This window comes from Geotalea toluenoxydans JCM 15764, assembly GCF_001311985.1.
Taxonomy (GTDB): Bacteria; Desulfobacterota; Desulfuromonadia; order Geobacterales; family Geobacteraceae; genus Geotalea; species Geotalea toluenoxydans.
This window is the reverse complement of the sequence record NZ_BBCJ01000020.1, coordinates 13,903-35,793: the sequence shown is the minus strand read 5'-3', so window position 1 is coordinate 35,793 and position 21,891 is coordinate 13,903. Positions and strand designations below refer to the sequence as shown.

Here is a 21,891-nt window from a genome sequence, read left to right as displayed (position 1 = left end):
CGCACCTGAACAGTGCGGGTTTAATCTCAATCCTTTATCTTCTTATTACCGCGGCCATCTCTGTTAGGCATCAGCCACTCCTCACTTCTGTTCGGCTGCTTTTTGTACCTTATCGTCCGACTTCCTGCCGCCGAAGAAATTACGCTCCGGCTCCTGCAGGGAAACCATATCGGCGAAGATATTATTGTAAAGGATGGAAACCTGCCCCTTGCCCTTGCTGGCGGATTCCATCTTGGCAAAAGCCTGGCGATGCCGGCAATAGTCTTGAACCTTACCTCGACCCTGTCGCTTTCGTTGGCTGCAGCTTCATCAAAATCAGGGTACTGGAGTGAGAACAGCATCGGATAGGTGAGGGAGCGCTGGCGGAAATTGGGGTATTCCCAGAGGGTGTTGCCATCGGCATCCATGATCTGGGCAGAAACTGCCAGGTAATTATAATCGCTGTCCAGGTAGGAAAGGAGGTTGCTTGAGTAGATTTTTTCCGGCCTGGTAAGGCCGTTAATTGTCACCAGCATGAGGGCATCGACGCCATTTTTGGTGATCAGGTTCTTCAGCTCTTCGGGCTTGAAGAAATACTTGTTGTATCTCACCCCCGCGTCGTCGCGCCTTTCACGACGCGACAGGAGCGTTGAAAACAGCTGATCGGCATCATCCTCCAGCAGTCGCACGGCAAAATAGGTCCCGGTCTCCCTGAGTTGCGCCACCAGTTCCTTTTCATTCTTGCGGTTGCTTTCCCGGAGCAGGTTCACAACTGCATCCTTTTCCGGATGCCGGATGTCCGAATCCCCATCCACAAAAATCGGCGTTACCCCAAGAGTACGCACCTGTTTTTCATAGACGTCCCTGGGAACGTTGTAGAAATTCTGGCACAGCCGAAGGTAAAAAGCGATGCCACTAAAAGAAGTACAGATCTGAAAACAGTTTGCATTTGTACATCCTCCCGAAAAAGTAGTGTTTCCTGCACCAATGGCAGAAGAGCTGGAGACCGCTAGCATAAAAACGAGGGATTTTTCGTTCTGGCAAGGAAATCGAGAGATTGCGCGGAGGCGTACACCAGTGCGCCGCACAAGCAAATCCGAAGATTGACACCGCCAGGGCGGAAAAGGATCGTTTTTCCTATTTCAACATGATGAACCCCATCTGCCGCCCCGTATCCCCCTGATCCCGACGGTAGGAGAAAAAGAGGTCTGGGTTGCAGCTGACGCACTGCTCGGAAACGGAAATGTTATCCCCGGCGATTCCAGCTTCCAGCAACTGCCGCCGGTTTGCCGCAGCCAGATCTAAACCCCATTTGCCTTCCCCCCGGGGCACCGCATGCAACTCCCAGCCGGAGGCCCCTTTTTGAATGCCTCCATCACCGGCGCATCCACTTCGTAACAGCAGGGACCGATGGCGGGACCGATGGCAGCAAGGATATCGCCACTGGCAGAGCCGAACAGTTCTTTCAAGGCGTTGACCGCTTTTTTGCAGATCTCGGCGGCAGTCCCTTTCCAGCCGGCGTGAATTGCAGCAACCGCACCCTTCACCGGATCCAAGAGAAGGACGGGCACGCAATCGGCAACGGTAATGCCGATCAGGACCTGCGGCTGGTTGGTAATGATACCGTCGCATTCCAGGGCATGGAAATGGGCAAAATCGGGATTGGGGGCATCTATGACTAACAGGTCGGTGCCATGCACCTGCTTCACTGTCACCAGACGGTCAAGACTTGCGCCGACAGACCGGGCAAGCAGGCTGCGATTGCCTTCAACACTGTGGGGAGAATCGAAGGTGTTGGAGCCCAGATTGAGAGAATTGTAAGGAGGCCTGGAGACCCCCTCGTGACGGGTGGTGAAGCCCATCACCGCTCCCCCACTTTTCATCATCTTCTGGGGCTCAAGATAGTGGATCTTGCCTGCTTTTTTCATTTCCATATTTTATTATCCTTCATAACTATATTTATCATGGCTGGGACGACTTCTCCAGGTGCTCGACGATTGTCGCCATGTCCTGGGGAAGGTCCGTATCGAATTCAAGGTACTCTTTCGTGGAAGGGTGAACGAAGCCGAGGGTCTTGGCGTGGAGCGCCTGACGTCCAAGCTCCCTGACCAGCCTGCGCAGCACCGGGTCTTTTACCGAATCAAGGCGGGCTCCGCTCCATAGACTTCGTCTCCCACCAGTGGATGACCCGCTTCAGAGAGATGGACCCTTATCTGGTGGGTGCGGCCGGTTTCCAGGCGCAGGCGGATCAGACACATTCCCGGGTAACGGCCGATAACCCGCCAATGTGTCACGGCATGCTTGCCGTGCCGTGCTTTGCCGGACATGCGTTTTCTGTCCACCGGGTGGCGGCCGATTATGGATTCCAGGCGCCCGCTGTCCGTCTTGGGGGAGCCATAGACAATGGCAATGTAAATCCTCTTGATGCTGTGTTCCCTGAACTGCTCCGACAGGGCCAGATGGGATGCGTCATTCTTGGCCACAACCAGGATGCCGGAGGTGTCCTTGTCGATGCGATGAACTATGCCGGGGCGCAACTCCCCCCCGATGCCCGAAAGGTCCGTACAGTGACCGAGAAGGCATTGACAAGAGTACCGCCGCTGTTGCCGGCCCCCGGGTGAACCACCATGCCGGCGTCCTTGTTGACCACCACCAGATCGCGATCCTCGTAAAGGATCTCCAGGGGAATGTTTTCAGGGGCAGGCCCTGCCTCGACCGGCGGTGGAACGGCTATTTTCAGCTGCTCCCCCCCTTTGAGCTTCAGTGACGGCTTTGGCGGCATCCCATTGACCGTTATCATGCCGCTTTCCATGAGACGTTGTACCGCTGCCCTGGTCAGGGTCTCCACCGTCCGCGCGATGTAACTGTCCAGCCGTTCCGCTTCCGTGTTTTCCGGTACGGTTAATTCAATGTCTGTCACTTCAATGCCCTGTGAAAAAAAATGAGGCGCGATTTGACAAACCGCGCCTCCGGATGATGTTCTATGAACCGCAGCTTACCAGATTGAAGATTCTATTTTGCCCGACCGTTTGATGAGTACATCAACGACAGCAATTTCGAAGACGTTGGATTGGGCAATTTCAGGGGAAACCCTGGTATTGAAATGTTGACGACCCTCGTCCAGCTCTTCCGTGAGCAATTCAAAGATATTATCGTTCTTTATCCCCTGCTCCACCTTTTCCCGATTGTAAATGGCAACGTCGGAAATGATGGCCCTCGCCAGCCGCCTGGCCTGTTCAGGATTGTCTATAAGACTCATGCTCTCACCTGACCAATGATTTTTTTAGGCAATGTAACTTATTTCGATTGCAGATACTACCTTATTTTCATGGCGAAGTATATGCTGGTATTTCCCCTTCTCACCAAGAGAGCAACCGAGCCCTTGCGTTCCGCATCCTTGATAGCCCTGGCATAATCCCCGGTGCCGGAAATCTTCTTCTGATTCACCGAGACCAGCACATCCCCCTGCTGGATGCCGCTTTCCGCCGCCAGCCCCCCCTCTTCCACATCCGTTACAATTACCCCCTGCAGCCCTGTCTGGATCAGTTCCCTTGGCAGGTCTGCGACTGAGAGGCCCAAAGCCGCCGAACCTGCTTCCGAAGGAGCAGGCGCCAACGCAGCTGCACTGTCCGCTGAAGCCGGGGCTACGGTAAGTTTTTTCGTCTGCCCTTCCCGCAGCACCTCTATTTCCACCGCAGAACCGATCTGGGTGTCAGCGACCGTCAACTGTAGCTGCTGCACTGATTTTATCTCCTTGCCGGCGAAATGAGTGATAATATCTCCCTGCCTGACCCCCGCCTTGGCTGCCGGGCTTCCTGGTATAACATCGCTTACCAGTGCGCCTTGGGCCTTCTTCAGCCCGAAAGACTGGGCCAGGTCTTCCGTAACCGGCTGTATGGAAACCCCCAGCCAACCGCGGGTGACATTACCCTTTTTGATCAGTTGCGGCACGGCAATTTTGGCCATGTTAATGGGAATGGCAAAGCCGATCCCCTGTCCCGAGGCGACAATGGCCGTGTTGATGCCTATTACCTCCCCGTAAACGTTGAGCAGTGGGCCGCCTGAATTCCCCGGGTTGATGGAAGCATCGGTCTGGATGAAGTTTTCATAGGTTTCGATGCCCATGTTGGAGCGGCCGGTGGCGGATATGACCCCCACCGTGACCGTACGATTGAGGCCGAAGGGATTGCCGATGGCAATGCTCCACTGGCCCACGCTCAGTTTGTCGGAATCACCGAGGACAGCTACGGGAAGGTCTCCATTGGCATTTATCTTTATTACAGCGATGTCCGTCTTGGGATCGCCGCCGACAACCTTGCCCTTGTAGGTTTTTTCATCGGAAAGGGTGACCTGGATGCTCTCGGCATCCCTGACCACATGATCGTTGGTAATGATGTAGCCATCCTTGCTGATAATGAAGCCGGAGCCGAGACTGTTCTCACGCCGGTACCGGGGCATCCCTCCCCTGCCGCCAAAAAAATCCTCAAAAAACGGGGACATCTCGAAGAAAGGCTGAACCAACTTTTTCTTGCTTACGGTGGAGATGTTGACGACTGCCGGGTTTACCACCTTCACCACATTGGAAAAAGCCTGTTGTGTGGCAAGGATATCCTTGGGCACTTCCTTGACCGGAGCCTCGGCAGTACCATTACGGCTGGATTCGGAGAAGTATGCCTCCTCTTTTTTTCTGCATGCCGGAAGGAGGCTGACAAAAATCAGCAGAATGATGAAAAAGCGGTTTCCCATTGCATCTACTCCATTAAAGGTTTTCGACTGGCAAACGCTGCAAGATTAGCCAAAATTCCGGGCGCTGTCAACGGATTTAAGGCCGGTGAACAGGTGCAGATGCCTTCTGATTAGCGGTTTACCTGCCAGCGCTGATGGAACACCCAATGCAATAACTCCTTGACGGAAAGCAGCCTTTTGCTTATAAAGCCATAGCAGGGGGAGCCGTGAAAGAGATAAAATCCGAAGTTCTCGAATTAAAGCTTGGTGAAAAGATCAGAAAACTGAGACAGGAACAGAGACACACCCTGCAGGAGCTGGCTGATGTTACGGGTCTGTCCAAGCCGCTTTTGTCCCAGATAGAAAATGACCAGGTTACGCCCCCGCTGGCCACGCTGCTCCGCATTGCCAAAGGTTTGAAGGTCGGCATCCACTATTTCTTTGAAGAGGAAGGAGACCGGCAGAAGTTCGTTCTGACCAGAGGCGGAGACGGACCATCAAGCCGACGCCGCTCAGGTGCAGACCCTGTTCAGGGTTATCTTTACCGCCCCCTGGCGCCAGGCATCCGCCACAAGCAGATCGAACCTTTCCTGATCGAATTCGAACAGGCCGACTGGGACGACAGCCGCTTTTACAGCCATGATGGGGTGGAATTCATTTATCTCCTGGAAGGGGTGCTGGAATTTCATTACGGTCAAGAGATCATGACCCTCATGCCCGGAGACAGCATTTACTACGATTCGGCAGAACCTCACGGCTATGTTTCGACCGGCAGGGAGCCGGCAAAAGCCGTCGCTGTCCTTTATTCCAAGGATTAGCCCCCACTCTTTACAGCTCTTCGCACTCTTCAGGCGGCCAGCTGTCCAGCATGCCGTTCTCCAGTTCCACCTGAATCGTCTCGCCGCTGGGAGTGCAGCTGAATGTCAGCCCCACCTCCCGGTCCTTACATTCCTCAGCCTGACCCTCTCATCCTTATGCTCCGTCCGCTGACAAACATCGTTGTGCACAGTTTTTTCCATTGACCACCTCTCACAATTCCTCCGCATGCTTAAGGTTAACATGGCTAAAGTCAGTTGCAAGCCCATATATACCAGAGCATTCACACTTAAATACCGTCTGCAATTGACTGATATGCAAAACCTGTTTCAATATCTAAGTTAATGCTTTATAACATTGATATTTTAGTAACAGGGGAATTATGCAATTTACAATAGCGAAATCCTTTGCCCCGACTCTTCTGCTTGTGGAAGACGACAGAAGTACGAGGGAATTAATTGCCCTGGTCATAAGCTCCAGGTTTCCCGGAATCAAATTGATCACCGCAGTCAACGGTGCGAATGGGCTCGAACTATATAAAAGACACCTGCCCGAAATAGTTCTTTCCGATATGAAAATGCCGATAATGGACGGCATCACCATGGCAAAGGAGATAAAGCAACTGAGCAGGGAAGCCAAGATTATCATCATCTCTGCCCAGACCGATGCGAGACTCCTCCTTGAAGCAATCGATATCGGAATCAGCCATTATGTGCTTAAACCCATCAATCAGGAAAAACTGCAAGCGGTCATTGAAGAGTGCCTGGAATGCAGCAGGCTTGAGCAGCAACTGCGTGAACAGGAAGTCTTCATTCGCCGCCTATCCCGAGCCGTTGAACAAAGTCCCGTCTCTATTATGATAACCGACACTTCCGGAAAGATTGAATACGTTAATCCAAGATTTACAAGGCTCACGGGATACAGCCTGCAGGAAGCTGCAGGCAATAAGCCGAGCATGCTGAAATCAGGCCAAAGCCCGGACAATGACTATCGGAGGCTATGGGAAATCATAAGCAGCGGTGGAGAGTGGTGGGGAGAGTTCCACAACCGGAAAAAGGACGGTACATACTACTGGGTTTTGACCTCCATTTCCCCCATTACCGACGGAGATAATCACATCACCCATTTCATAGCCTTTCAGGAAGACATCACCGAGCGCAAGCAGGCAGAAGATACGATCAAACAGATGGCCTATTATGACGCGCTTACCGGCCTGCCAAACCGCCAATTGTTCAACGAATTGATGCACCTTGCCCTGGCCCAGGCCCAGCGCCATGGCAGGCTCCTTGCCATTCTTTTCCTCGACCTGGACAGGTTCAAGGTAATCAACGACACCCTTGGCCATGGTGTCGGTGATGAGCTCCTGAAGGCAGCCGCCCTGCGACTCAGGGAATGCTGCCGCCGCGACATCGATACTGTCGCCAGGCGGGGTGGCGATGAGTTTATCATCCTCCTCCCGGACCTGGATTCGGTCCAGGAAGCGGTGAGGGTTGCCCAGAAGATAATTGTGTCGTTCAACCGGCTGTTTACACTTCCGGACATCGAGCTGTTCGTCAGCACCTGCATCGGTATCAGTATTTATCCCGACGACGGCAAAGATGCCGAAACGCTGATCAAGAATGCCGATATGGCAATGTATCGGGCAAAAGAGCAGGGCCGCAACCGTTACCACCTTTATACGTCCTCCATGGACGAACAGGCACTGCAACGGCTCACCATGGAGAACGACCTGCGCCGGGCACTGCAGAACGGCGAGTTTCTCCTCTACTATCAACCCAAGATAAACATCACCTCAGGCCGGATTGTCTGCTTTGAGGCACTGGTACGCTGGCAGCACCCGGAAATCGGCCTTGTCTCGCCCAACCAGTTTATCCCGCTGGCTGAAGATATAGGCCTGATAGTCCCCCTGGGACAATGGGTGCTTCGGGCTGCCTGCCGGCAGAACAAAAGCTGGCAGGAAATGAACTACCCCCCATGCGTGTGGCCGTAAATTTCTCGCCAAAACAGTTCCTGCAACCGATGATGGTAAACATGGTCGAGCAGGTCCTGGCCGAGGAGGACATGGATCCCCGTTGGCTGGAAATGGAAGTGACCGAAAACGTAATGCTGCAAAATGTGGATAAGACCATCGATACTTTAAACAGACTCAATAAATTGGGCATACACATATCGATAGATGATTTCGGCACCGGCTATTCATCCCTGTCGTACATCAAGAAGCTGCCGATCCAGACACTGAAGATAGACCAGTCCTTTGTCAGCGACATCGACACCAATAAGGATGATGCAGCCATAGCGACGGCAGTCATAAACATGGCCAGGAGTCTGAGACTTAATGTCATTGCGGAAGGAGTAGAAACTGTCGAGCAGTTGAAGATGCTGAGTGACCTGGATTGCCAGGAGATGCAAGGCTACCTCTTCAGCAAGCCGGTTTCTGCAGAAGAGGTTACCCACCTGCTCAAAAGTACTGAATGGCCGTATCTTGCCATGGGCCACCTGCATTCAACCTGATCATGCCGGCAGGGTGTTCCTTGAGCCGTAAAAAAGAGAGGCCCCGGAAAACGGGGCCTCTTGTCGTAATATCCGCTTTTTATCGCGGGTTATCAGTCATTGTAGCCTTCAACGAAGGGATTGATCTGCTCCCAGTGCTCCGGCGAACGCCAGAGGCTGGAGGTTATCAGCTCGCGCATGTGCAGGAACTCCTTGGGGAGACGGTCGTAGATCTTGACGAAGAGTTCATCGTGGGCGATCAACTCGTTCTGCCAAACATCCCGGTCGACGGAGGTAAGTTCGTTGAACTTCTCCCGTGTCATGTCGAGGCCCTCCCAGTCCATGTCCTCGTAGCGAGGCATCCAGCCCAGCGGTGATTCTACAGCAGCGGCTTTGCCCTGGACGCGCTCGACGATCCACTTGAGAACACGCATATTGTCACCGTAGCCCGGCCAGATGAATTTGCCATTGGCGTCCTTACGGAACCAGTTGACGCTGAAGATGCGCGGCGGCTTGGGGACGGAACGGCCGAACTGCAGCCAGTGGCCGAAATAGTCGGCCATGTGGTAACCACAGAAGGGTAACATGGCGAAGGGGTCGCGGCGTACGTTGCCGGTGGCGCCGACGGCAGCGGCGGTTGTCTCCGAACCGAGGGTCGCGGCAAGGTAGACGCCGAAGTTCCAGTTGAAGGCCTGGTAGACCAGCGGCACGGTGTCCTTGCGGCGACCACCGAAGATGAAGGCGCTCATGGGCACCCCTTTGGGGTTTTCCCAGTCAGGGTCAATGGAAGGACACTGGGAGGCAGGTGCGGTAAAGCGGGAGTTGGGATGGGCTGCGTTACGGCCGCAACCGGGCGTCCACTCCTGCCCTTGCCAGTCGGTCAATTTTGCCGGTGGCTCGTCGGACATTCCTTCCCACCACACATCCCCATCAGGGGTCAGAGCAACGTTGGTGAAAATGGTGTTTTTTGAACAGGAGGCCATGGCGTTGGGATTGGTCTTGGTATTTGTCCCAGGGGCAACGCCGAAGTAACCGTATTCCGGGTTAATTGCATAGACTTGGCCGTCGGGGCCGGGCTTGATCCAGGCAATGTCGTCACCAAGGGTGGTTACCTTCCAACCTTTGTCCTGTATAGGTTTTGGCGGAATCAGCATGGCGAAGTTGGTCTTGCCGCAGGCGCTCGGGAAGGCACCGCCACGTAAGTCTTCTCACCGGTCGGGGACTCGACGCCAAGGATCAGCATGTGCTCGGCCAGCCAGCCTTCGTCCTTACCCTGTTTGGAAGCGATGCGCAATGCCAGGCATTTCTTCCCTAGCAATGCATTGCCGCCGTATCCGGAGCCGAAAGACCAGATGGCACGCTCTTCCGGAAAATGAACGATGTACTTTTCCTTGTTACATGGCCACGGCACGTCCTTCTGCCCCGGCTCAAGCGGTGCTCCCACAGAGTGCAGGCAGGGGACGAACTCACCGTCACCCAGTACGTCAACCACTTTCTTGCCCATGCGGGTCATGATCTTCATATTGACCGCAACATAGGGGGAGTCGGAGATCTCGACACCGATCTTGCAATCGGCGAACCAAGAGGCCCCATGCTGAACGGAATGACATACATGGTGCGGCCACGCATGCAGCCCTTGAAGAGCCCGGTCAGGGTCTTCTTCATCTCTTTCGGCTGGACCCAGTTGTTGGTGGGACCTGCGTCCTGCTTGGTCAGGCTGCAGATAAAGGTCCGGTCCTCCACCCTGGCAACATCGCTGGGATCAGACCAGGCCAGGTAGCTGTTAGGGCGCTTTTCCTGATTCAGTTTCCTGAAAGTGCCGCTTTCAACCAACTGGGTACAGAGCCGGTCATACTCTTCCTGTGAGCCGTCACACCAGTATATGCTTGCAGGTTGGCACAGTGTAGCGACTTCTTCTACCCACTTTCGCAATTGCTCGTTTTTTACTTCATAACTCATTACAATCTCCTCCTCATTTCATTGGGTTACTTACCGGACAATCAAAGCAATTGTCTATTTTAATAATATTTTTTTAAGATTGAAAATGTTTCTTCTCGGGCATAATTCTTTTTATTGATTCAATTGCCCAGTTGGAATTGAACCGTCTCGATTTATTGTTAAGTCTGCATCTGGATCGTAACGTTGACAGGAGAAAACGGGTGGTGGGAATTAAAGCATCCACAGAGCATGATGGATTTTGGACTTTGGCAACCTGAGCAATGGGAAATTCCTGAGAAGGAACGGCAAGTCACTTTCATAAAACCATGCCTTTCTGAATGGTCAGCTCAAAATGGACGGGATGGCATCCGGTGGGACTAATGAAGAAAGCTGAAACCCTTATTTAGTTTTGCTAAAATAGCACAACATTTTGTAAAATCAAGCTGAAATTGCAATAATTGTCACTATTGACAGCCAGGAACCTTGTGCTAGACTCCTGAACCTGAGGCGAGATTGGTAATCGACGCCAAAGAGCAGACTAGACTAATTAACAATCACAAAGATTATAGGGCGCAGTCCGGCTTTTGCAACCGTATTTTTTAGTCGAAGGATTATTGCTTCAAAGGAGAGCTGAAATGGAAAGATATGTCTGTACCATATGCGGTTATGTCTATGACCCCGCTGCTGGAGACCTTGAAAACGGAATTGATCCCGGCACTCCTTTTTCAGGGCTGCCGGAGAACTGGGTTTGCCCCATTTGCGGAGCAGGAAAGGACGTTTTTGAGCCGGCCTGAAAAAAGCAGGCTCTCAGTCTGGTAGACATCGCAGCCGGCTTACTTTTTATCTGCAGCCTTGATGATGTCTATCTCTGTTTTGTCTCCGACCATTTTCACCCTCCAGACAAGGCCGCATGCGCCGCATTCCTTTACCGGAGAGTGCTCCGAGGAAAATCCGGAAGAGTGGATATCAATCTCCACCGATTTTCTGTCTCCACAATTAGGACATTTCATTTGATCCTCCCTCTAACATTTTAAGTCTGGCAAAGCGTGTCAAGCATTGGATGATGCCGGAAATTCGAGCGGCAAGTCCAGTGATAAATAAAATAATGTGAAGATCGAGCCCGGTAATCTGGGCCATTCGAATAAATCAACTGAGAATATCGTCGATCTGCGCCGTGAAATCCTGCAGATCGGCCAGCTGCATGTCGCCCATGTGGGCAATACGGAAAGTTTTCCCCTTAAGCTTGCCATAACCGTTATCGAAGGCGTAACCGCGCTCGCCCAGCTTTTTCTTCAGCTCTGCCAGGTCCACATTCCTGCTGTTGACGGCACAGGTAAGGGTAATGGAGCGGTAAGGCTCTGCGGCCAGAAAGTCGAAGCCACGTTCCCGGACCCATCCCCGCACGTACTCGGCCAAGTCCAGATGTCTCTGCCAGCGAGCCTCCAGCCCCTCGGCAAAGATGCGTCCAAGCTGGCAGTCAAGGGCATAAATCAGCGAGATGCATGGTGTCGATGGTGTATTATTCTTTTCGTCCAAGGCGGCAAATTCCTGAAAATCGAAGTAATAGCCCCGCCCTTCCATGGTCCTGCTGCGCTCAAGTGCTTGGCACTGGCGGTAAAAACGGCCAGTCCGGGAGGCAATGCAAGGGCCTTCTGCACACCGAAGATGCAGCAGTCGATGCCAAGCTCGTCCAAGGGGATCTTCAGCGCACTCATGGAAGAAACGGTATCGATAATGGAGACCACATCCGGATATTTGCGCAGAACAGCAGCTATCTCCGGCAGCGGCGACATGACGCCGGTAGATGTTTCGTTGTGAATGAGGGTGATGGCGTCATACTTTCCGGTGGCCAGGGTGGCATCCACCAGTTCCGGGGTGATGGGCTCCCCCCACTCGACCTTGATGGCATCGGCCTCTTTGCCGCACCGTCTGGTCACGTCATGCCATTTGTCGGAAAAGGCGCCGTTGCAAAAGTTGGCGCAGCGCTTGCCGACAAGATTGCGCACAGCCCCCTCCATGACACCGAAGGCGCTGGATGTGGCAAGGAACACTTTTCCCCGGGTAAAAAGCAGCTCCTTCAGTTTATCGGTCACCCCTTTGTGCAGGGTTGCGTATTCCGGCATCCGATGCCCGATCATGGGAGAGGCCATCGCCTGGAGTATCTCCGGTGCGACCTCAATCGGGCCGGGAATAAAAGCTTTTTCGCCATAAGTGCTCCTTGTCAGTGAATGGTTCGCCCTGCCGCAACCGGCAAGCGGGCGGACACCACCGGGAGGCTAGCAGAAGGAGGTTCGAATGTCAAGACACCCGGCATCCCTGCACGGCTTTGCTGAATAGATTGCGTAGTGCTCAAAATTAGAGCATCAATGGCTATCATCCCGGTTGAATACCGGCAGAACCCTTGTCACCAGCCAGAAGAGGGCGAAAGGCGTAATTCCCACCATCAGCGCCCCGAACAGCCCCTCCTTGAATGTCTCCATATCATGGGGCCAGATGGGCAGTTGATAGTGCATGAACCCGGCAAAGGACGAGGAAAAAGCCTGTCCGCCGATGACCACGTTCCAGCGCATCATGAATACCCCCAGCAGCACCAGCAGGGAGCCTGCAGCCGCCCGGCGGATGGTCAGGCCGGGGATGAGAAAGAGAATGAACGGCACCAGGTTCCCCAGGCCATACTGGAGAATGAATATATTGACGAAGTCCCGGCCATAGATGACGCTGCGCAGGATATCCCATGACTTTACGGCCGTATATCCACGAAAAATCAAGTCCAGCAGTTCCAGGGTGATGGCAAGAACCAGGAACATGATCAGGTAGCGCGAAGTCATGGTAACTACGTGTATCTCGCACTCTTCAACTCTTCATGGGTCAACAGTGCCAGCTCGTGCTTTTTCTGCCAGGCGACAATGAGTTTCCTGATCTCCATGGTGGCGATATAGGTCAGAATACAAAGGGCGATACCGGAAACCACAGCCGAGCAGATGAAGATTACCGGCATCAGCGGGGTCATCCACAGGGCGTTGGCCTTCACCGAGCCAAAAATGAAGCCGGCATAGCCGTGGAGAAAGCAGGCAACGGGGATTCCCACGGCAGCCAGCACCTTGACTGCCTTCTCATCCCTTGCCAATGCTTCTTCGCTGATATCGCGAGCACCCAAAGTCAACGCGGAAAAGAGCAGCCTGCGGATCCGGTCACCAATACTTCCATTGTCGGTGATAGCCAGTTGAGTGGCAGTAGTGACAAAGTGGCGGCGGTAGACAAACCAAAGCTCGGAGGCGACAATCATGCCATAGGTGGAAAAAACAATGCCGAAAGCAGCAATGGCTGAGGTGAAATGGGGGGTCAGCATAACCGAGAAGCCCCGCTGAGGCTGCTGCAGGTGCAGCATGAGCGGCATCATGGCAACCGGTAGCAGGGCAAAGGAAAAAACCAGGGAAAAACGGGCAATATCCTTCAATTGCTTCACGCCGAAAACATGATAAAGGGATGAGAGGACGAAGGCTCCGGCGACCAGTCCGGTCATGAAGGGATACATGACTATCTGGATGGTCCAGTAAATGTACTCATTGGGATAAACGAAGAATTCTTTCAGTGTCCACGCTTCACCATGCACCATGGCTACCTCACCTCCCTGGAAAGCCCCAGGTAAAACACCTGGGGTTTGGTCCCATATTCTTCCTTGAGCACGGCGACACGCTCGGTCATGATGACCTTGGTAACTGGGTCGTCGGGATCTCGCAGGTTGCCGACCCGCCTTGCATCAAATGGGCAGGCATCGACACAGGCGGTTTTCATCCCTTGGCTGATGCGGTGGTAGCAGAAGTTACATTTTTCGGCAACCCGATAGATCGGGTGGAAAAAACGGACCCCGTAAGGGCAGCCCATGATACAGTAGCCGCATCCGATGCACCAGGAACGATCGACCAGTACAACCCCGTCGGCCGTCTGATAAGTGGCGCCCACGGGGCAGACCTGAACGCATGGTGGATTGTCGCACTGATTGCAGAGCTTGGGGACGAAAAAGGCCTTTTCGATATCCTCGTCCTTTATCTCCTCCATGCGCCCTTCTCCCAGATCGACCTTTTTGTCCATAAAGCCGTCGCGGGCTGCCTTTGGCGAGTCGATGTGGGTACGGCCCTCTTTGGTAATGATATAGCGCTCCACCCAGGTCCTGGAAACATCGGCATCGTAGGGTATCTCGTTTTCAATTTTGCAGGCCTTGACACACATGCCACAACCAACGCATTTATGGGTATCCACCAGGAATCCCCATCTCAAGCTGGCGGAGTCGTTTTTATCGGCATGGAGCTTTTTCGGATCGAACCATTCCAGGGCCGTCAGGGGCAAAGCAATTCCTCCCGCCACAAGGAGGGCGTTTTTGCAGAACTTTCTCCGCGTAATCATTTGCTTCCCTCCTTCACGGGATTGTGTGGATAATGACACAGTACGCATTCGGCTTCGGGATTGTGGGTATCAGGATCGACACCACGGATATGCCCTCTGCCACTGGTCTTGTAGGGGAGATAACTATGGCACCGTAAACACAGCTTGCGCTCTCGGTTTATGGTCAGAGTAGGTGGATCATCGGGATGGCCGAGGGCGGGGCCATGGCAGTCTTCGCACATTATCCGAGCATGGGGGGAACGTTGCAGATCCTTGTTGATCTCACTGTGACAGTCAATGCAGTAAGCACTCGTCTTGTACTTGACCTTGAAGTTTCTCCATTCTTTTTCATTCCCCAGCCGATACCAGCCGTACATGTATCCCCGGTCGTGAACACCGAAGTCTTTCGGCACGGCCACCACCCTGACAATCAGGATCAGCGCTACAATGCAGAGGGCCACATACAGAGGGCGCCAGACATGATTGTTCACAATTCCTCCTGCCGGCCTTGTTTTCGGGCCGAATTTACATTAAATTAAACTGTAGCAAAAGAAACAGTACCCGCAACAAATTACAACTTTATAATTATGTAATTTAAAACAATTAATTTATTTAACCAATTCACATAACCAGCTGAAACTTCATCGAAACATCTATCATTAAACACAAAACATTGTTCCAGTTTAACAAAACTCATTAGTTTTTTAATTTGACAAAACATCGGCTCCCATTGTAATTTTATCAATCTAAACTGCCAATTTTACGAGTTATTCTTAATATACCCACCGACGGAGGAACAATGACCAAACCTAGAACACAGATTTCCCGCTACTTGTACAACACCATCAGCCTTATAGGCATCATTCTGGCTGCAGTTGCCACCGGTCTCATCATAGCCTTTCTGGCCATGGAAATGATCACCGGCGTCGAAAACCCGTACCTTGGCCTTCTCGTTTATTTTGCCTTTCCGGGAATGCTCATTTTCGGTCTGATTCTTGTGCCGATTGGCGCCTTTCGTGTCAGAGCCCAGATGCGTAGTGGCGCCCCATCTGAAATTCCGCCGTTTCCGCGCATCGATCTCAATGATACGCACAAACGTCGCTTTTTCATTTTCTTTGTCATCGCTACCTTCATTTTTGTACTCATCGTTTCCATAGCCTCCATCAAGGGCTTCGAATTCACCGAGTCAACCACATTCTGCGGTGAGCTCTGCCACACGGTCATGACTCCCGAGCACACCGCATGGAGCAACTCCCCCCATGCCAAAGTCAAATGTGTCGAGTGCCACGTTGGACCGGGCGCTGAGTGGTACGTCAAGGCCAAGATCTCCGGCCTGCGCCAGGTATATGCCGTGTTGAGCCATTCCTTCCCGACCCCCATCGAGACCCCTATTGAAAATCTGCGCCCGGCTCGCGATACATGCGAGCATTGCCACTGGCCTGAAAAATTCTACTCAGGGCGGCAGAAGGTCTTCTACCATTACGCGCCTAACGAAGACAATACCCCGCGGGAGATCAACCTGCTGATCAACATCGGCGGCACACCGAAAACACCGCATGCCAAGGGTATCCACTGGCACATCGGCAGCGAGGTTACCTATATCGCCACCGATAAGAAGCGCCTGGAAATTCCGTACATCTCTGTCAAGGAAAAGGACGGCAAGGTCACCGAATACATGAGCACCGAGAAACCCCTGACCAAGGAGCAGATAGCCAAGGCCAAGAAGCGCTCATGGACTGCACCGATTGTCATAACCGGCCAACTCACATCTACCGTTCGCCCGGGCAGGAGATGGATGAGAATTTTGTCAGCGGCCACATCGATGCATCGCTTCCATATGTGAAAAAAGTGGCCGTCGAGCTTTTGACCAAGCCTTACAAGACAGCTGCCGAGGCCAAGACGCAATTGCCACCGGACTCCACGACTACTATAATAAAAACTACCCGAAGGTAGCCGCAGATAAGGCCGCGGCCATTAACAAAGCGGTTGAGGAAATTCAAGCCATTTACAGCCGTAATTTCTTCCCGGAAATGAAGGTGTCCTGGAATACCTATCCTAACCACATCGGTCATTTCTACACACCGGGGTGTTTCCGCTGCCATGATGGCAAGCACAAGTCGCCCCAGGGAAAAATTATCTCCAAAGACTGCAATCTCTGCCATACCGTCCTCAGCCAGAAACAGGAAAACATCCCTGCCGGAAAGGCAGTGAAAGATTTCGTTCATCCGGTCGATATCGGCAATGAGATTTATCGGACAAACTGCAGTGAGTGCCACACAGCTGGCGGCGAAGATGTTCCCGGCGGCGGCAGCCACGAAAAATAGATACGGGTCAGCAGCAGCAAAAAGCCCTCCGGAAGCAATTCCGGAGGGCTTTTTTGGTTCTTCAGACATTTCCGGGGAAGGCAGTCGTGGCATCGGGAGAGAGCGACGAGCTACAGCGGCGAGCAGACACCCGCCACATGCTGAACGGAGGCAACCCGACAATTCAAACATCGGACACCATTATGCGGGCGGCACCGCAAGGTCCGCAGCTGTGGCAAACGAACGAACCGACGAAGTCGCGGCAACCATGGGAATGTGGGATGAGCCTTTTTTCATAGAAGGAAGACCGCCGAGGACAAGGATGAATGCTTTCAGAGAATTCTTTCTCCGAAAATGGATGCGGTCAGGTCGCTGACGACCATGGCGCTGTGGTTGCGGTTGTCGAAAACAGGGTTAATCTCCACCACATCAAGAGAGGATAGTCGCCTGCTGTCGGCGATTATCTCCATGAGCAGCTGAGCCTCGCGGTAGGTTATTCCACCGGGGGTAGGAGTGCCGACTCCCGGGGCCTCCATGGGGTCGAGTACATCCGCATCGAGACTGACATGAATCCGACTGTGGTGGCCAAGTATATCCAGGCTCTGGCGGGCGATATTTCCCATGCCCTGTTCGTCGATATCGCGCATGGTGAACACCTTGATCCTCTGTTCCTTGAGGCGAAGCCTCTCCTTTGGGTCAAGGTCGCGCACCCCCACCAAAACCACATCCTCCGCCTTCAGTTTCGGCCCCGTTCTCCCCAGGTTAACCAGCCGGGCATAGCCGTCACCCAGAAGATGGGAGAGGACCATGCCGTGGATGTTGCCCGATGGCGAAGTCTTCGGCGTGTTGAAATCACCGTGGGCATCAATGTAGATTACTCCGGCCGGTTCCTCTTCGGTAATGCCGCCGATGGTGCCGATGGCCAGGGAATGGTCCCCTCCGATAAATACCGGCGTGAATCCATGCCCGACTGCATCTCTTGCAGCCTGATAGGCCCCTTTGCAGACCCTGGTTATGGCTGCCAGATAGGCAACATCCCTCACGGTGGAAAGAGTCTCCCGCACCGGTACCGAAAGGTTACCACAATCCCACACCTCATGGCCCAGGTTTGCCAGCCGCACAGCCAACCCTGCATAGCGCACGGCGCTGGGGCCCATATCCACTCCACGATGGGACTGCCCCAGGTCAAGGGGCACACCGATCAGCTTTATTTTCCTCCGCACATTTCCCCCCTCAAGCTGCTGCAGGCTTCCCGAAAACCCTCAGGCGTTCCTGTCATTAAGGTTGTGCCACAGGTTCACCATGAAATCCTGGGCATTGGTCAAAATGGCAACCGCCTGAACGGAACCCCGATTGGCCAGCTTGTCGGCAGAGAACTCGGTCATGTCGACGACATAGAAGAAGACCGGACGGACTTCGCCGTTGTCCAGCACCTTGTATCCGGGCAGCATGTTGCCGAAGGCAATGGAGTGGAGTTGGGTAGCCACGGCAATTACGGTGGTAGCTTTTCTCCCCTGCACTCGCATGGCATCCTGGGCCTGACAGACATCGGTGATAACTTCCGGCAGCGGTCCGTCATCCCGAATGGAACCGGCTAGCACATAAGGTATCTGCCCCTTTTCACAAGCCCAGATGATACCGTCTTTCAGCTTAAGGGCAGCAACAGCCGCAGGTATCGAACCGTAGCTGCGCACCCGGTTGATGATTTCCAGATGATTGTAGTGGCCGTGCGGCATCAATGCCTGGGTATATATGTCCTGCCCAAGCCCGGTGCGAAACAGGGCAGCTTCCAGATCGTGGGTGGCCAGGGCATTGCCGGCCAGTACTGCATGGCAGTATCCCGCCTCGATAATCCCCTGCATGGCACTGCGGCTATCCTTGTCAAATGCCACCGCCGGGCCGAGAACCCAGACAATATGGCCGTTTTGCCGATCATGGCGCAAAATCCGGTACAATTGGTCATAGGAACGGGAAAAAGGGGTCTCGCGGGTATCACGGGTACGGAAAGAGAATTTTTCTGCTCCGGCAACACTGGTTTTGGCAAAACCGTCAGGATGAACGTATATGCCTTCTTCCCCGTCTTCCGTCCTCCCCACAACCACTGGATCCCCTTTTTGCAGGCGACGCGCCTCGGTCACCGCCACTGTTTCTCCCCGCAGGAGCAGCACTGCATCCATGCGGCTCTCGGAAACCAGCAGCCATTTGCCCCGACCCAGGTGAATGTACTCGGGGTGATTGGACGTGCCATGGAAGTTATCCGGCGCCACCCCATGCCGGGGAGCCGGCGCCGTCTTCACTACCGGAGCGTTGACCAGCTTTGCCGAGGTAAAATCAGGTGGAATATATCCGGGAATAATTGGCATGTCCACTCTCCTGCTGTCTGCAACAGACGCGCCTTGTCGGCACGTTGCACCTTGAGGGTTTATTATTGCGGACCTTTGCCGAATGTCAACACCAGCGCAACTCGCGGAACAATTTACACACACTTTGTGTTTCTTTTTTCACCTGTTTGCTCCCATGCGAAATAGAAAAGCCGCTCCCTTTCCGAGAGCGGCTTCTAGTAACCGTGGTGCTTTGGCCTACAGCTCCTCAAACACCTCGACTTCCCCGTTTTCCTCGTCTTCCGACTCAAAATCCTCGTCGAAAACCCGCTGCAGGAAGTTTTTATTGCTGTCAATGTTCCTCTTTATTTCCTGGGTCAGTTCTTCCAGAAGGTCTTTTTCTTCTGCCACCTGCTACCTCCCTTTTTGGCGAGGACCAGACGGTACAGCTCCTCATATTTCAGAGCAGAAGTGTTCCAGGAAAAATCGCCAGCCATGCCACGCTTCATCATTTTTTTCCATGCAAGCTTGTCGGAATAGGCCTCAACTGCCCGTGACAGCGCCTCCCACAAGGCCTCAGGCGTATATTCGTCAAAGGAGAATCCGTTCGGCTCCTTTGACTGATCCCGTTCGTCGAAGATGGTATCGGCCAGGCCGCCCGTTTTTCTGACCACGGGAACGGCTCCGTAACGCAGGGCGATCATCTGGCCCAATCCGCATGGCTCGTACCTGGAGGGCATGAGGAAGATGTCGCTCCCCGCATAAATCTGCGGCGCGAGTTCCGGATGGAAGCCGATATTGACGGAGACGTTGTCCGTGCCAAGGGCCGCGAACTCCTGCAAAAGCTTCAGGTATTTCTCATCCCCGGTGCCTAGCAGCACCAACTGCAGTTTGGCCTTTGCGATCCTGGGGAGAAGTGCCTCCAGGAGGTCGAGACCTTTCTGCTCGGTGAGTCGGGAAACCATGCCAATCAGGGGGATATCCTCGGCGATTTCCAGGCCGAGGCGTTTTTGCAGGGCCTTTTTGTTAGCGGCCTTTCCTGCGGGGGCACCCGGTGTGAAATTTTTACTTATGCCCCGGTCTGTCGCCGGATTCCAGTGTTCATAATCGATACCGTTCAAGACTCCGTACAGATCGTTCTTGCGCAAAGTCAGCACTCCATCCAGTCCATCACCGGATTCGGGAGTGAGAATCTCACGGCAATAGGTCTCGGAAACGGTATTGATAACGTCGGCAGTAAGTATTGCCCCCTTGATAAGGTTCACCTTACCGTAATACTCAAGACAATCGATGGTGAACAGTGACGGGTCGAGACCCATGTCCGCCATGGCCTCTTTGGGGAACAAACCCTGGTAGGCCAGGTTATGGATGGTGAAAACCGTGCCGGTCTTGCTGAAAAAGAGATCGTCCCCCTTCTCTTTTTTCAGGATCAGCGGGATCATGGCCGTTTGCCAGTCGTGGCAATGGATGATGTCGGGCCGGTAATCCATCTTTTTCAGGAGATCGAGCACCCCCCTGCAGAAGAAAGCAAAGCGCAGATGGTTGTCGGGATATTCACCACTTGCCGAACCATAGAGATGGTCCCTGGAGAAATATTCCTTGTTCTCCAGGAGGTAGACCGGAATGTCCTCAAGATTGGTGTGGCGGAACAGCCCCCTTTTGACGGAGCCGCCAATCATCACGTCGACGCTCTTACGCCCCTTTCGGATCCCGTATCCCCCCCTCTCCACCTCACTGTAAAAGGGAAGTATGATGCGCACGTCATGCCCTTGCTTTTTAAGGCTTTTCGGCAATGCGCCGGTGACATCCGCCAGTCCGCCGCTTTTGGCGAAGGGTGTAACCTCTGATGCTACAAAAAGAATTTTCATACCTGTACTACCTCTCAATGATATTTCCTCTTACTAAATGTCTGCCTCACGGAGGAAAGCAGCTGCATCCTCCGGTGACGTTGGGTTTATGTAAAAACCGGTTCCCCATTCAAAACCGGCGATCTGGGTCAGCTCGGCACCAGTTCAATATGCCAATGATAATCGTATTCGATGGACCCCCAGTACTCCGGCTTGCCGAGCCGCGGCTGCCGGGGAGGAGCCGTATGGAGAATGAAGTTGTACGGAGGATCCTTCAGCACCGTCTTCAACCTGAGCAGCATGTCCTTCATGGCAATGGCCAGTTCACCCAGCTGGGCATCATCCATCAAGGCAAAGTCGTGGGAATGCTTTTTAGGATACAGGCGCAACTCAAACGGAAAACAGGAAGCATACGGGGTCATCGTCACAAAATTGGGAAATTCTTTGACAATTCTGCTGCCGCTTTCCAATTCAAAATTGATCAGATCACAGAAAATGCAGCGTTCCTTGCTCTCGAAAAACTCACGGCAAATCTTCAGTTCGGTGGCCGCGACCGGCGGCGTCAAGGGAACAGCGATGAGTTGGCTGTGGGAATGGGCAAGGGTGGCACCTGCACGAATGCCGTGATTTTTGAAGAGGACCATGTAACGGAGCCTGAAATCCCGGCGGAGGTCCACATAACGGGTACGGTAAGCCTTCAGGACATCGGTGATTTCAGCCGGCGAAAGATCCGCCAGCCCCTGGTCATGGCGCGGGGTCTCAATAATAACCTCGTGGGCACCGATGCCTGACATGACGTCATAGACACCGTATCCTTTGCTTTTCACCTCACCCTCAACCCGCAACACCGGATATTTGTTGGGAATGACCCGAACCTTCCATCCGGGAGAGTTGGCAGGACCCGAGGGCCGGATGGCGAAAATCTCCGCCGGGGTCTTGTCCTCGTTGCCGTAACAGAACGGACAGCTGGCGACCTCTTTCTCCTGGGGCTCCGCCTGAAAATCCCGCGGCCGCCTGCCCCGCTCGGTGGCGATGATGACCCAGTGCAGTTTCAGGGGGTCCCAGCGTAATTCAGACATTCTTCCTCCA

General features: G+C 53.5%; 15 protein-coding genes and 6 pseudogenes. 5 read left to right on the top strand and 16 right to left on the bottom strand.

Translation table 11 applies throughout. From position 1 onward, the window contains the following. Positions 1 to 26: 26 nt before the first annotated feature. The 5 genes and pseudogenes from JCM15764_RS13590 to JCM15764_RS13570 all read right to left on the bottom strand — a co-directional run bounded on the left by JCM15764_RS13590 (position 27) and on the right by JCM15764_RS13570 (position 4,725). A complete protein-coding gene (locus tag JCM15764_RS13590; protein ID WP_243688998.1) occupies positions 27 to 824 on the bottom strand; it encodes a hypothetical protein in 798 nt (265 codons plus the stop codon). Between the two features lie 292 nt (positions 825 to 1,116). Continuing rightward, positions 1,117 to 1,913 (bottom strand): annotated as a pseudogene (pgeF, locus tag JCM15764_RS13585) (peptidoglycan editing factor PgeF). A 28-nt stretch (positions 1,914 to 1,941) separates the two neighbouring features. Further along, a pseudogene (locus tag JCM15764_RS13580) lies at positions 1,942 to 2,899 on the bottom strand (RluA family pseudouridine synthase). Positions 2,900 to 2,974: 75 nt separating this feature from the next. Then, on the bottom strand, positions 2,975 to 3,238 hold the full coding sequence (locus JCM15764_RS13575) for a hypothetical protein (RefSeq protein WP_012646116.1): 264 nt from the start codon (positions 3,236 to 3,238) through the stop codon (positions 2,975 to 2,977). A 56-nt stretch (positions 3,239 to 3,294) separates the two neighbouring features. Further along, a complete protein-coding gene (locus tag JCM15764_RS13570; RefSeq protein ID WP_054696603.1) occupies positions 3,295 to 4,725 on the bottom strand; it encodes a DegQ family serine endoprotease in 1,431 nt (476 codons plus the stop codon). 206 nt (positions 4,726 to 4,931) lie between these two features. Here JCM15764_RS13570 and JCM15764_RS13565 point away from each other — a divergent pair, with 206 nt between their 5' ends. From JCM15764_RS13565 to JCM15764_RS26900, 3 genes are all read left to right on the top strand, one after another. Next, complete coding sequence (locus JCM15764_RS13565; protein WP_054696599.1) at positions 4,932 to 5,522, top strand: helix-turn-helix domain-containing protein; 591 nt, start codon at positions 4,932 to 4,934, stop codon at positions 5,520 to 5,522. 380 nt (positions 5,523 to 5,902) lie between these two features. After that, entirely contained in the window at positions 5,903 to 7,510 is a 1,608-nt protein-coding gene (locus JCM15764_RS13555; RefSeq protein WP_279384451.1) for a diguanylate cyclase domain-containing protein, read from the top strand. Next, positions 7,495 to 8,031, top strand: coding sequence for an EAL domain-containing protein (locus tag JCM15764_RS26900; RefSeq protein WP_279384450.1), 537 nt, complete (start codon positions 7,495 to 7,497; stop codon positions 8,029 to 8,031). Before JCM15764_RS13555 ends, JCM15764_RS26900 begins: the two co-directional genes overlap by 16 nt. Before the next feature lie 92 nt (positions 8,032 to 8,123). Here JCM15764_RS26900 and JCM15764_RS13550 read toward each other — a convergent pair. Then, positions 8,124 to 9,969: pseudogene (locus JCM15764_RS13550) on the bottom strand (phosphoenolpyruvate carboxykinase (GTP)). Positions 9,970 to 10,583: 614 nt separating this feature from the next. Between JCM15764_RS13550 and rd the strand changes: the two are divergent. Continuing rightward, entirely contained in the window at positions 10,584 to 10,742 is a 159-nt protein-coding gene (rd, locus tag JCM15764_RS13545; RefSeq protein ID WP_012646110.1) for a rubredoxin, read from the top strand. A gap of 39 nt (positions 10,743 to 10,781) precedes the next feature. Here the strand turns inward: rd and JCM15764_RS23765 are convergent, their stop codons facing one another. The 5 genes and pseudogenes from JCM15764_RS23765 to JCM15764_RS13525 form a co-directional block, all read right to left on the bottom strand. Further along, positions 10,782 to 10,958 carry a hypothetical protein gene (locus JCM15764_RS23765; protein WP_012646109.1) on the bottom strand — a complete coding sequence of 59 codons (177 nt, stop codon included), beginning with the start codon at positions 10,956 to 10,958 and terminating at the stop codon, positions 10,782 to 10,784. Between the two features lie 136 nt (positions 10,959 to 11,094). Next, positions 11,095 to 12,098: pseudogene (locus tag JCM15764_RS13540) on the bottom strand (pyridoxal-phosphate-dependent aminotransferase family protein). Between the two features lie 213 nt (positions 12,099 to 12,311). Continuing rightward, positions 12,312 to 13,564, bottom strand: a pseudogene (gene nrfD, locus JCM15764_RS13535) (NrfD/PsrC family molybdoenzyme membrane anchor subunit). A 2-nt stretch (positions 13,565 to 13,566) separates the two neighbouring features. Beyond that, entirely contained in the window at positions 13,567 to 14,352 is a 786-nt protein-coding gene (locus JCM15764_RS13530) for a 4Fe-4S dicluster domain-containing protein (protein ID WP_243688997.1), read from the bottom strand. Beyond that, positions 14,349 to 14,822, bottom strand: coding sequence for a cytochrome c3 family protein (locus tag JCM15764_RS13525; protein ID WP_054696596.1), 474 nt, complete (start codon positions 14,820 to 14,822; stop codon positions 14,349 to 14,351). The genes JCM15764_RS13530 and JCM15764_RS13525 overlap by 4 nt, the downstream gene beginning before the upstream one ends. Before the next feature lie 308 nt (positions 14,823 to 15,130). Between JCM15764_RS13525 and JCM15764_RS13520 the strand changes: the two are divergent. Further along, positions 15,131 to 16,655 (top strand): annotated as a pseudogene (locus JCM15764_RS13520) (cytochrome c3 family protein). Positions 16,656 to 16,966: 311 nt separating this feature from the next. Here JCM15764_RS13520 and rocF read toward each other — a convergent pair. The 5 genes from rocF to galT all read right to left on the bottom strand — a co-directional run bounded on the left by rocF (position 16,967) and on the right by galT (position 21,881). Beyond that, positions 16,967 to 17,857, bottom strand: a complete 891-nt coding sequence (rocF, locus tag JCM15764_RS13515) for an arginase (RefSeq protein ID WP_243688994.1) — start codon at positions 17,855 to 17,857, stop codon at positions 16,967 to 16,969. A gap of 39 nt (positions 17,858 to 17,896) precedes the next feature. Continuing rightward, complete coding sequence (locus tag JCM15764_RS13510) at positions 17,897 to 18,997, bottom strand: putative NPN-dependent ornithine cyclodeaminase (RefSeq protein ID WP_054696591.1); 1,101 nt, start codon at positions 18,995 to 18,997, stop codon at positions 17,897 to 17,899. Positions 18,998 to 19,213: 216 nt separating this feature from the next. Then, positions 19,214 to 19,366 (bottom strand): hypothetical protein, encoded by a 153-nt coding sequence (locus JCM15764_RS23755; protein WP_243688993.1) that lies wholly within the window; start codon positions 19,364 to 19,366, stop codon positions 19,214 to 19,216. Next, positions 19,333 to 20,823: a glycogen synthase GlgA gene (gene glgA, locus JCM15764_RS13505; protein WP_054696588.1), complete on the bottom strand. Its 1,491-nt coding sequence runs from the start codon at positions 20,821 to 20,823 to the stop codon at positions 19,333 to 19,335. Before glgA ends, JCM15764_RS23755 begins: the two co-directional genes overlap by 34 nt. A 128-nt stretch (positions 20,824 to 20,951) precedes the next feature. Next, positions 20,952 to 21,881, bottom strand: a complete 930-nt coding sequence (gene galT, locus JCM15764_RS13500) for a galactose-1-phosphate uridylyltransferase (protein WP_279384449.1) — start codon at positions 21,879 to 21,881, stop codon at positions 20,952 to 20,954. Between the last annotated feature and the right edge of the window lie 10 nt (positions 21,882 to 21,891).

Coding starts and splice junctions, on each gene's coding strand:
- JCM15764_RS13575 (WP_012646116.1), bottom strand. CDS start 3,238: ATGAGTCTTATAGACAATCCTGAACAGGCCAGGCGGCTGGCGAGGGCC.
- JCM15764_RS13570 (WP_054696603.1), bottom strand. CDS start 4,725: ATGGGAAACCGCTTTTTCATCATTCTGCTGATTTTTGTCAGCCTCCTT.
- JCM15764_RS13555 (WP_279384451.1), top strand. CDS start 5,903: ATGCAATTTACAATAGCGAAATCCTTTGCCCCGACTCTTCTGCTTGTG.
- JCM15764_RS26900 (WP_279384450.1), top strand. CDS start 7,495: ATGCGTGTGGCCGTAAATTTCTCGCCAAAACAGTTCCTGCAACCGATG.
- rd (WP_012646110.1), top strand. CDS start 10,584: ATGGAAAGATATGTCTGTACCATATGCGGTTATGTCTATGACCCCGCT.
- JCM15764_RS23765 (WP_012646109.1), bottom strand. CDS start 10,958: ATGAAATGTCCTAATTGTGGAGACAGAAAATCGGTGGAGATTGATATC.
- JCM15764_RS13530 (WP_243688997.1), bottom strand. CDS start 14,352: ATGATTACGCGGAGAAAGTTCTGCAAAAACGCCCTCCTTGTGGCGGGA.
- JCM15764_RS13510 (WP_054696591.1), bottom strand. CDS start 18,997: ATGCCAATTATTCCCGGATATATTCCACCTGATTTTACCTCGGCAAAG.
- glgA (WP_054696588.1), bottom strand. CDS start 20,823: ATGAAAATTCTTTTTGTAGCATCAGAGGTTACACCCTTCGCCAAAAGC.
- galT (WP_279384449.1), bottom strand. CDS start 21,881: ATGTCTGAATTACGCTGGGACCCCCTGAAACTGCACTGGGTCATCATC.